Origin of the sequence: Mameliella sp. AT18 (genome assembly GCF_028807275.1) — a bacterium.
GTDB classification, from domain to species: Bacteria; Pseudomonadota; Alphaproteobacteria; order Rhodobacterales; family Rhodobacteraceae; genus Antarctobacter; species Antarctobacter albus.
On record NZ_JARAMO010000138.1, the window covers coordinates 1 to 8,952 of the forward strand.

14 protein-coding genes are annotated in these 8,952 nt (G+C 61.1%); 10 read left to right on the plus strand and 4 right to left on the minus strand.

Going from position 1 to position 8,952, the window contains the following annotated elements:
• Nucleotides 1-31: 31 nt before the first annotated feature.
• Entirely contained in the window at nt 32-268 is a 237-nt protein-coding gene (locus PVW46_RS13875) for a hypothetical protein (RefSeq protein WP_069211313.1), read from the minus strand.
• 150 nt (nt 269-418) lie between these two features.
• Here PVW46_RS13875 and PVW46_RS13880 point away from each other — a divergent pair, with 150 nt between their 5' ends.
• Complete coding sequence (locus PVW46_RS13880) at nt 419-1,153, plus strand: Crp/Fnr family transcriptional regulator (protein WP_069211312.1); 735 nt, start codon at nt 419-421, stop codon at nt 1,151-1,153.
• Between the two features lie 58 nt (nt 1,154-1,211).
• On the opposite strand, the gene PVW46_RS13885 is transcribed toward PVW46_RS13880, so the two are convergent.
• From PVW46_RS13885 to PVW46_RS13895, 3 genes are all read right to left on the minus strand, one after another.
• Nucleotides 1,212-1,400, minus strand: coding sequence for a hypothetical protein (locus PVW46_RS13885; RefSeq protein WP_062563232.1), 189 nt, complete (start codon nt 1,398-1,400; stop codon nt 1,212-1,214).
• Between the two features lie 210 nt (nt 1,401-1,610).
• Nucleotides 1,611-2,003 carry a hypothetical protein gene (locus PVW46_RS13890; protein WP_274576273.1) on the minus strand — a complete coding sequence of 131 codons (393 nt, stop codon included), beginning with the start codon at nt 2,001-2,003 and terminating at the stop codon, nt 1,611-1,613.
• A gap of 17 nt (nt 2,004-2,020) precedes the next feature.
• Complete coding sequence (locus PVW46_RS13895) at nt 2,021-2,446, minus strand: hypothetical protein (RefSeq protein WP_069211310.1); 426 nt, start codon at nt 2,444-2,446, stop codon at nt 2,021-2,023.
• Between the two features lie 272 nt (nt 2,447-2,718).
• On the opposite strand from PVW46_RS13895, the gene PVW46_RS13900 reads away from it, so the two are divergent.
• From PVW46_RS13900 to PVW46_RS13940, 9 genes are all read left to right on the plus strand, one after another.
• Complete coding sequence (locus tag PVW46_RS13900; RefSeq protein ID WP_069211309.1) at nt 2,719-3,033, plus strand: hypothetical protein; 315 nt, start codon at nt 2,719-2,721, stop codon at nt 3,031-3,033.
• Nucleotides 3,030-3,416 (plus strand): hypothetical protein, encoded by a 387-nt coding sequence (locus tag PVW46_RS13905; RefSeq protein ID WP_069211308.1) that lies wholly within the window; start codon nt 3,030-3,032, stop codon nt 3,414-3,416. Before PVW46_RS13900 ends, PVW46_RS13905 begins: the two co-directional genes overlap by 4 nt.
• A gap of 8 nt (nt 3,417-3,424) precedes the next feature.
• Nucleotides 3,425-3,886 carry a hypothetical protein gene (locus PVW46_RS13910; protein WP_069211307.1) on the plus strand — a complete coding sequence of 154 codons (462 nt, stop codon included), beginning with the start codon at nt 3,425-3,427 and terminating at the stop codon, nt 3,884-3,886.
• Nucleotides 3,883-4,863, plus strand: coding sequence for a hypothetical protein (locus PVW46_RS13915; protein ID WP_274576274.1), 981 nt, complete (start codon nt 3,883-3,885; stop codon nt 4,861-4,863). Before PVW46_RS13910 ends, PVW46_RS13915 begins: the two co-directional genes overlap by 4 nt.
• 34 nt (nt 4,864-4,897) lie before the next feature.
• Nucleotides 4,898-5,704 (plus strand): transglutaminase-like domain-containing protein, encoded by an 807-nt coding sequence (locus PVW46_RS13920; protein ID WP_069211315.1) that lies wholly within the window; start codon nt 4,898-4,900, stop codon nt 5,702-5,704.
• Nucleotides 5,705-5,793: 89 nt separating this feature from the next.
• On the plus strand, nt 5,794-5,973 hold the full coding sequence (locus PVW46_RS13925) for a hypothetical protein (protein WP_274576275.1): 180 nt from the start codon (nt 5,794-5,796) through the stop codon (nt 5,971-5,973).
• Nucleotides 5,974-6,050: 77 nt separating this feature from the next.
• A complete protein-coding gene (locus PVW46_RS13930) occupies nt 6,051-6,584 on the plus strand; it encodes a hypothetical protein (protein WP_069211306.1) in 534 nt (177 codons plus the stop codon).
• Between the two features lie 133 nt (nt 6,585-6,717).
• Nucleotides 6,718-7,764 (plus strand): transglutaminase family protein, encoded by a 1,047-nt coding sequence (locus PVW46_RS13935; RefSeq protein ID WP_274576276.1) that lies wholly within the window; start codon nt 6,718-6,720, stop codon nt 7,762-7,764.
• 936 nt (nt 7,765-8,700) lie between these two features.
• Nucleotides 8,701-8,952, plus strand: a 252-nt coding sequence (locus PVW46_RS13940) for a hypothetical protein (protein ID WP_274576277.1), incomplete at its 3' end; no start/stop codon positions are given.

Sequence of the window (8,952 nt, forward strand, 5' to 3'; positions counted from 1 at the left end):
GGAGCGGCACAAATCCGTGACAGGTCCAACTTCACAAGCGTCGAACTGAATTACCGCCGGAGATGATCGCGTTGATCAGGTCCGCGACAGCTCGGTGGTTTTCCGTCTCATGGTCTGTGCCGACCGCGTTCTCATGGGTCGCTGCGGCGTCGCGAAGAACCCCCACGATCTCGTGCTCCGGCAGCACTCCGCGATCGTTCATGGCAAGCAGCAGCGCCTCACAGATCGAAAGGGCAGCCTGGCCTGCATGTTCGCTTGCGGTCGACATCCGGGTTTCCTTCCTTGGCATCGTGATCCCCGTGGAAGGCGAGTTTCAGATACATCCGTACTTCTCGCAGGAAGTGCTCTATGCTGGACTGATCCAGAGCAGTGTCCGGACCGATTTCCGCTCCTGGGTCACGGCACGCCGGGAGCCTTCATGACATCAGCCGAACATAGCCCCCTGACACGCAAGCTCTCCGCCTTCGTCGCCCTGTCGGAGGTCGAGCTGGCCGTGCTTGAACGACTGCATGAGCGTCGTCGCTCATTCGGCGCGGCGCGTGACATGGTGCATCAGGGGCAGTCGGCTCAAGCCGCGTACATTCTGTCGTCGGGTTGGGTCTGTTCCTACAAGCTCCAGGCCGACGGGACGCGGCAGATCGTGGATTTCCAGGTGCCGGGGGATTTTCTGGGATTGCGCAGCGTCCTGTTGCGCACGTCGGATCACAGCTTCGAACCCATCGTTGACATCGAGGCCGCCGAAGTGCTGGCGAGCGACCTTATCGATGCCTTCGCGCGGACGCCGCGCCTCGCGACCGCCATACTCTGGGCAGCGTCAAGGGACGAAGCGATGGTCGTGGAGCATCTGGTCGGGATCGGTCGGCGTGATGCGGACGCCCGAATGGCGCATTTCCTGCTCGAACTGGGATCGAGGCTTGCGCTGGTTGGAATAGGCAGCAGGGAAGGATTCGACTGCCCTCTGACGCAATACCACCTCGCCGATACGCTGGGGTTGAGCGCGGTCCATGTGAACCGCGTCCTGCGGCAGCTTCGCGAGAGTGGACTGGTCACCTTTCGGGACGGCCGCGTTACGTTTCACGACTATGGCGGGCTGGTGGAACTTGCCGAGTTCGATCCGGAATATCTGGACCAGACTGGGCCGCTACTGAAATGAGAGGGCCGCCCTCCCTTGCTCGGCAGGCGGCCCCAGTGTTCACGTCAGACGCCGGAGGTTACGCGAGGGCGTGGGTCGCCGCATCGAGTTCCTTGTTGGTCTCGGCGTCGTTCTTCGCGGTGTTGGCCTTCTCGGCTGCTTGGTAGTGCTTCAGCGCCGCATCCTTCTTCGGACCAGCGGGCGCCTTGTCCCATGCGGCCTTCACGGAGGTCATCTTTTCGGCGGTCTTGTTCTGTTCGGGAGTCATTGGGATTGTCCTTTCTGGACGCTCCGAGAATAAGAAGCGTGTCGACATGCCGTCCTTTTTGGATCGGCACGCCCACACGCTTCTCGGGTACTCGGAAAAATGCATCACCGAATGTTCGGCGGCACGTCTCACCTAAGCGGAGTCGGCGCCCCGCCGCACTGACGCAGGTTAGCCCCGACGCCTGCGGCAGGTCGGTTGCCCATGCGCTTCTCAATTCACTGCAGTTTGCTGGTGGGAAATCCGCAGCCATCTGTCGTCATCGTTGAGGTAGGTCGAGGCACAGAGGGCCTTGTAGATCGGCACATCGGGTTTTTCTGCCGAGACGCGGTAGGTGAGAATGGCGATATCACGACACCGTGTGACGCGCCGTTCGGCCATCGAGACGGACAGCCAGCCGGTTCTCTGTTGAAGATGGGTCCAGATCTGGTCGCCCTGGAGGATCCCGGGCGGATAGGGGAAGACCATGACTGCGTTGGTCGCTGTCGTCGCCCGCGCGTTGTCGGCGCCACTGGTCCAGAAGTATTCCTCCATGTCCCAGAGAACGCCCTGTTCGCGAGGCGATAGCGCCCCGGACTCGTGTGCCGCATGTGCCGGTCTGCCCATGGTTGTGGTTGAGACGGTCATTCGCCTGCCCCTGACCCGCCAACCATGAACATCTGAAACAGTGCGAAGATGATCGCGAGCACCGCCCAGATCGCTCCGCTTGTTCCCGGGTGGCCATCGGCCACCGTCGAGGCAGCGCGCTGCAGGGCACCTGACGTCGGTCCTTCGGGAAGCAGCTGGCTCAGGTCTCGTGCAATCCTGCCGTGATCGCTGGCGAGCGCAGGAACGTCGCGAAATCGAGCAAGCAGTGCCCCCAATCGCGCGCGTGCGTCGTCGGGCCCCAGTGTGGCCAGTTCAGCGGTTTCCTTCCATGGATCGAGTCCAAGCCGCGCAAGCGTGGAGAGCACCGTCACGGCATAGCCGTTCCGGTCCTCGCCGACCGACGCACAGAGAAACCGATCGTACTCCGGCGGGTGCGGGTTGAGAACATTGGGGTCGGCCATCGCCAATCCTTTCAAGGGTTGCAGGAACGCAGATCGCCCCTGTTTCCCAAAGGGTACGCGCAGGTCGGTCTTGCCGCCCTTACACAGGTCAGTGCGGGCGACTGCCCCTAGGTAGGTCGCAGCCGGTTCGGTGCCCGGGACTAACATGCGTCAGCGCGGGTCGGACGATCCCGAGGTATAAGTCATTAATTCGTTTCACTGGTCAGTCCCGCACTCCACCGGGCTGGCAACAGTGGTGAGCGAGGGATCTGCCAACATCGAGGAGACCAGGGATGACCATGCGGTCGACCAGATCGACGGTGACGTTTTCGAACCGGTTCACCTTGCCGGGATACCCCGGAGATTTGCCCCCGGGCGACTACGAGGTTCTCGTCGAAGAAGAGCTTCTGCAAGGTCTCGGCTTCGAGGCGTATCGCCGGACGGCGACCTACCTGACGGTTCACGGAAGGGGCGATCAAGCGGGGCGGTCAGAGCTACGGGCGATTTCCGACGGCGACCTGAATAAGGCGCTGCGCCGGGACGCGACCACGAGCGCAACGAACAATCACAGCGAAGCGGCGCTTTCCCCGCAGGAGGACTTGAAATGAATACTCCCGAATGGCTCAAACCCGGTATCTATGGTGCCGTGATCGGCGCTGTCTTTGTCGGTATCGTCGGATTTTCATGGGGTGGCTGGGTGACCGGCGGCACTTCGAATGACCGCGCGATGGCGATGTCCCGCAACGATGTCGTCACCTCAATGGTACCGGTCTGCCTCGACATGGCGCGGTCTGACCCGGCTCGAGCGGACAAGATGAAAACGATCCGGGCAGCTTCGACCTACCAGAGGCGCGACGCTCTCATGACAGCCGGCTGGGCGACCATGCCGGGAACCGATGCCCCAGACAGGGACATTGCGCAGGCATGCCTGGCAGCCCTTGATGTCGACCGTTCGCCGGAACGCCCGGAAAGCACGGTTGATGAAGGATGAACCACACCATGCCGATAGCTTCCCCCGAAACCACCGACCTCGAACGGCGTGTGCTGGCTCATGAACGGATCCTGCAAGCTCTGATCGCCTACATGGCCCGTACCGAGCCGCGTTTCGTGGACCACCTTCGAGAACGCTTCGTCGAGCCGATGAGTATGGCCAGGCACGAACACGACCACCGCGAAACCGACGACTACGCGGCAGAATTCATTCGCGCTGTGATGCTCCTCGGAGAAGCGCGCATGCCAAAGGCGAAGGAGCCGGAAATGACCGACATGAAACCCGTGCCGCCGAAAAGCAGAGGAGCAAAGGATTCTTCCATGGACCGGCCGGCACAGCGCGGTGGGGTTCATGTTCGCGAAAGAAACGGCATCTGGGAGGTGCAGGTCGATGGCAAGTTTCGCGGCGACTACCACCAGAAGGAACATGCCCTTGCCGCTGCGGCCTTGCACAAATTGTCACCCCGATGACCGTTAGTACTCATCCGACAGTCCCACAGGACTTCGCGATCCAGGTGGCCGAGAACGAAGGCATGCCATCGAGATCGAACTCCTGGGCCTCCCCGCCACTGCCCGCTCGACGGTTGACCGGAACGCTGACGCTAGGGCTATCGAAGACCCGCGCGGCAACCCGCGGACTCTGGTCCGTCAAGGAGAAAGCGGCGATGAGGCAACCTCCGGCGAGCCTGATTGCGACTACGGTAGCCATAGCCGGTGTAATCGCCTCCTTCGCCTTTCCCGTGCTTGCGCAGGATGGCACCGGCCCAATGCCGGAGAACGCCCAGCCGCGCAGCTATGGCGACGGATGGGTCTGCAACCTCGGTTACCGGGTGGAGGGCGCCGAATGCCTGGCTCTCGGTATCCCTGAGCATGCTTATCCAACCGGGCGCTCCTACGGGACGGGGTGGGAGTGCGACCGTGGGTATGAAGAGGTAAACGGTATATCCTGCAATCGCATCCCGGTGCCCGCGAATGCCTTCCTCCGGTCTTCCGGTTACGATTGGCAATGCGAACGCGGGTTCCGGCAGGAGGACGAGGCATGCGTGCCCATCGTGCTCCCCGAGCGTGCCTACCTGACAGACGATCACTCGGGGACTGGATGGACCTGTGATCGTGGCTATGAGGTTCTTGCAGGGACATGTTCGCCGATTGCCGTGCCAGAGAACGCGTATCTGACCAACGCAGACTACGGCGCCGCCTGGGCTTGTGAGAGAGGCTTCGTCAAGATCGACGACCGATGCGATGCCGTTGTCGTGCCATCGAATGCTTATCTGGACGAGGCATCCTATGGACCGGGCTGGAGCTGCGAGCGCGGATACGAGGTGCTGAATGGCGCCTGTGTCGCCATCGATCTGCCGGAGAACGCATATCTCGACCGATCCGGTAACCGGTGGAGCTGCAATCGAGGCTTCCAGCTTTCGGACGGGGCGTGCGTCCTTGGAAGATGAGGGTGACAGAACGATGCGCAGCCGCGTGTCCGGCATGCGCGTCAGCATAGGGTGTCGTCTCCGATACAGCTTCCCTCATCCGACGCCGCTGATTGCGCTTCTGAACGTGCACTACTCGCGGTTCGGCGATCTGGAGCATGCCGATTATCTCGTGACCTCGCCGAGCGTGCCCCTCGAAAGCTACCGGGATGGCTTCGGCAACTGGTGCACGCGCGTCCTGGCTCCGGCGGGCGACTTCTGCCTGTCGACGGATGGCGTCTTCCGCGACACGGGCCTGTCTGATCTCTCCATGCCCGGCGCGCGGCAGCACGAGGTTCAGGATCTTCCTTTCGAGACGCTCGTCTTTCTGCAGGGCAGCCGGTATTGCGACACCGACCTTCTGTCGGAGGAGGCGTGGCGCCTATTCGAGACCACGGACGCCGGATGGTCACGCGTCCAGGCGATCTGCGATTTCGTACATGGACATGTCCGCTTCGACTATATGCAGGCAAAGGCGACGCGCACAGCGTCGCAGACCCTCGCCGAGGGGCAGGGTGTCTGCCGTGACTTTGCCCATCTCGCCATCGCGCTGTGTCGTTGCATGAACATTCCGGCCCGCTACTGCACCGGATATCTGAGCGACATCGGTGAACCTATGCCGCATCCGCCGGGGGATTTTGCTGCCTGGATGGAGGTATTCCTTGCCGGAGAATGGCACATGTTCGACCCGCGCAATAACAAGCCGAGGTTTGCGAGGATCCTGATCGCGCGCGGTCGCGATGCTGCCGATGTTCCTCTGACCCAGACATTCGGCCAGAACGCTTTGATGGAATTCAAGGTCTGGACGGATGAATTGGCCTGACCGAACTTGGCTTCTTTTTCGATGCACCATCGCAATTCGGGTCGCCAGCCCCATATGTTCAGTACCAACGCGAATTATCCCGGTCCGAAATGGACGAGGAGTTGGCGTCGGAAAATCAAAGGATCGATGACATGTCCTTCAAGGACCTGACCGCCAGGGCTGCGGCTGCGTTAAAGCCCAAGCCTACGAAAACAGCGACGACCGCTGCCAAGGAGACCGAGCCCAAGGCTTCTGGCAAGGATGCACCCGCCAAGTCCAAGACATCTTGAGGGTGTACACCGATTACGCGCCTCATTCCCGTGAAGGGCGCGGACCGCCCACAGCACCATGGGAAAGGAACGCGCGAATGGAAGATCTGACGAGCAAGACCGTTGCGGTTTTTTCTAGGCCCTTCACCGTTCCGGGCTTTGACGAGACGCTCCCGGCGGGAGAGTACGAGATCGAAACGGAGGTGGCTTCGCCCCCTGATCAACGGGATCCCGCAGCCTGGAAAGCCTCCGTCCTTGTGAAGCTTCATCCCCGGATATCTCATCCGGGACTTGCACGGACTCTGACTGTTTCCCTTGCCGACCTCGACCAAGCACGCGCCAGGGACAAGCTGACCGGCAGGGAGTTGTCCGACTTTTTCCTTGAAGAAATGCTGGCTGATCCGATGGTACAGCTCGTGATGAAGGCCGACGGGGTCTCCGAGGGGCACCTGCGACATCTCTATTCCGGGTCTGGGACATCCGATCCGAACCTGGCTGCGCCGCCTTCGAAGACGACCGCCCGAGGAGCGCGGGACGAAGAGTCGATCCGGACCGCCGAAAACGAAGGCATGCCTTCACGACCGGACTCGCCGCCGTCCTTGCGCACCCGTCTGGCTGCGGGGAAAACGTGATGGCGGACGAGGCCATCGCCGAGGGTGACGTACCAGACATCGCGACCCCAAGGGCCGTGGGTGATGTTCCGCAAGAACGCCGATGCCTGCGATGCGAAACCTCGTTCTGGAGCGAAGGCTTCGGAGAACGGATTTGCCGACGCTGCAAGGGGTTGAATGCCTGGCGGAACGCCGCGCCCGTCAGCGCGGGCGCATCTCGCCGCCGCTGATCCCGCAGCCGCGCGCCGACTTCCTCAATCCTGACTGGAACATCATTTTGGCCTGCCTCGAGATCGTTCACACCACGACCTACAGATACCGTCAAAAGGTCCCTCTTGGACCCCATCGGTTGATGCTACGTCCCCGAGAAACAAGGGAACTGCGACTACTGGCACATGCCCTCTCCATTTCTCCGACGGCGACGGTGACTTGGGCGCACGACGTGGCCGGCAACGCTGTCGCCACCGCCGTCTTTGACGACGTGACGGATCATCTGGTGATCGAGAGCCGTGCCACAGTGGATCTCACCGAGCCTGCATGGCCGGTCTTTGCCATCGCCGCCTCGGCCGCGCAGTACCCCTTTCTCTACGCCGACGACGAATGGACGGATCTGGGCGCGTTGACTGTTCCACAATATCCCGACCCGGACGGTCGGCTTTCCCTTTGGGTCGAGGGCTTTGTCATGGCGCGCCCGACCGACACGCTGTCCTTGCTGAAGGACATCAGCAATGGTGTGTTCACCCAGATTTCCTACCAGAGCCGCGACACTGAAGGCACCCAGGCACCGATCGAGACGCTCGACCGGCGATGGGGCTCGTGCCGTGATCTTGCGGTCCTGTTCGCCGAAGCCGCGCGCACGCTTGGGCTCGGTTCCCGCATCGTATCCGGCTATCTGTCAGACGCGGAAGAATGCCTCTTTGGGTCTGCGGGTTCCGGGTCCACCCATGCCTGGGTCGAGATATTTGTACCCGGTGCCGGATGGATTGCCTTCGATCCCACGAACCGAAGCTTCGGGTCCCGGAACCTGATACCACTCGCCGTGGCCCGAAACATCGCACAGGTGACCCCGGTGGCAGGCAACTTTGTCGGAACGAACGTCGATTTGCTCTCAATGGAGGTATTCGTAAGAGTGGAGAGTGCTTCGGCACAAGACAACCCGCTCCTGGCCCAAAGAGGCGAGGCGGACATCGCGCTCGTCTGATGGCGTTTCGGTGGGACTGGCTTGCGCCTGCTGGTTTAAACCTATCCATAACAATGCTTTAATGACCGGAGAAGGTTGGACGTCAGGCCCATCCCCTCCGCCACTTGCCCTCGCGAAAGCGTTCTCCTGATACGGCGGCGGTCGAATTTTCCCGTGTTTTCAGAGGGGTTTGTCGGACAGGCTAAACACTGCCGCGCCGTCTGTTGACCCAAAATCCGTTCTCTGAGCCGGATTTTCTCCGGACCCGATGACTGCGCTGATTTGGTGAATTCTTTGCAAGGCACTGTAACCAAATTACTTTCCGGAAGGGCAGCCTGAGCACTTCGACCGGAGTCGCGTTCGCTGAGAGGGAACGGAAATCGAACATTCGCTGATCGTCCGGCATGTATCGAAGCACTGAAGTTTCCGCAGCGCAGCATCTTTCCAAGCACTGCCGGAAAGGGCGGTTTCCGGAAGTTAGTCGCAAGCGCGAACGAACCTTGTCAGTACGTGGAAGCGGACATTCAGCTAGGATCGCGCCCTTTGATGTGGCACGACCTACACAGGGGGGGCGGTGAGCGGCCGGATGACTGCGCGGCATGACGGGCGCGGCAAGGAATAGTAGCAGCCGTTCGGGCGCACCGCAGCGAAGAGCATTCGGGCCAACCGTGAGGGCAAACAGCGGCCTGAATGTGGCATGCCAGGCCGCTTCGGCAAACACGGTCGAACAGCCAACCAGCCGTGCCTTTGGCGCCCACACGAGGGGCACAAATTGGCACAGCTTTGAGCGATGCGGGCCTATCGGACATGGCCACTGTGACATCGCTGATTTTTCGCCGCTCTCAGGAGGCAAAATTATATAGCGAATTCATTCCACAAGATGGACAGCGCAAAACCTGTGCGCCCACCCATGTACTCAATGGTATGAATAGCGCTGTGTGACATGGACGGAAAATCATGAGCGACCTAGTTGAAAGATTCCTTGAAACGCACGGACCTTGTCTAACAAGCAGGGTCTCGGAGTATTTGGTCGTCACACTCGGGATTTCACCGGTAGCGGCGCGAAAACGGGTGTCCAGGCTCGCAGGCAATGTGCGGCGCCTCGGCTACATCACCTTTCCGCGCAAAGCCCGGTACATGTATCTCGAGCAGCAGTTCGGCTCGCCCCAGTATTGGGAGAACCTAGGGTCAGGACTCGTTCTCTCTCAA

What these genes read in the sequence shown, in the direction of transcription:
- PVW46_RS13875 (WP_069211313.1), bottom strand. Translation starts at nt 268, where the DNA reads ATGTCGACCGCAAGCGAACATGCAGGCCAGGCTGCCCTTTCGATCTGT.
- PVW46_RS13880 (WP_069211312.1), top strand. Translation starts at nt 419, where the DNA reads ATGACATCAGCCGAACATAGCCCCCTGACACGCAAGCTCTCCGCCTTC.
- PVW46_RS13885 (WP_062563232.1), bottom strand. Translation starts at nt 1,400, where the DNA reads ATGACTCCCGAACAGAACAAGACCGCCGAAAAGATGACCTCCGTGAAG.
- PVW46_RS13890 (WP_274576273.1), bottom strand. Translation starts at nt 2,003, where the DNA reads ATGGGCAGACCGGCACATGCGGCACACGAGTCCGGGGCGCTATCGCCT.
- PVW46_RS13895 (WP_069211310.1), bottom strand. Translation starts at nt 2,446, where the DNA reads ATGGCCGACCCCAATGTTCTCAACCCGCACCCGCCGGAGTACGATCGG.
- PVW46_RS13900 (WP_069211309.1), top strand. Translation starts at nt 2,719, where the DNA reads ATGACCATGCGGTCGACCAGATCGACGGTGACGTTTTCGAACCGGTTC.
- PVW46_RS13905 (WP_069211308.1), top strand. Translation starts at nt 3,030, where the DNA reads ATGAATACTCCCGAATGGCTCAAACCCGGTATCTATGGTGCCGTGATC.
- PVW46_RS13910 (WP_069211307.1), top strand. Translation starts at nt 3,425, where the DNA reads ATGCCGATAGCTTCCCCCGAAACCACCGACCTCGAACGGCGTGTGCTG.
- PVW46_RS13915 (WP_274576274.1), top strand. Translation starts at nt 3,883, where the DNA reads ATGACCGTTAGTACTCATCCGACAGTCCCACAGGACTTCGCGATCCAG.
- PVW46_RS13920 (WP_069211315.1), top strand. Translation starts at nt 4,898, where the DNA reads ATGCGCGTCAGCATAGGGTGTCGTCTCCGATACAGCTTCCCTCATCCG.
- PVW46_RS13925 (WP_274576275.1), top strand. Translation starts at nt 5,794, where the DNA reads ATGGACGAGGAGTTGGCGTCGGAAAATCAAAGGATCGATGACATGTCC.
- PVW46_RS13930 (WP_069211306.1), top strand. Translation starts at nt 6,051, where the DNA reads ATGGAAGATCTGACGAGCAAGACCGTTGCGGTTTTTTCTAGGCCCTTC.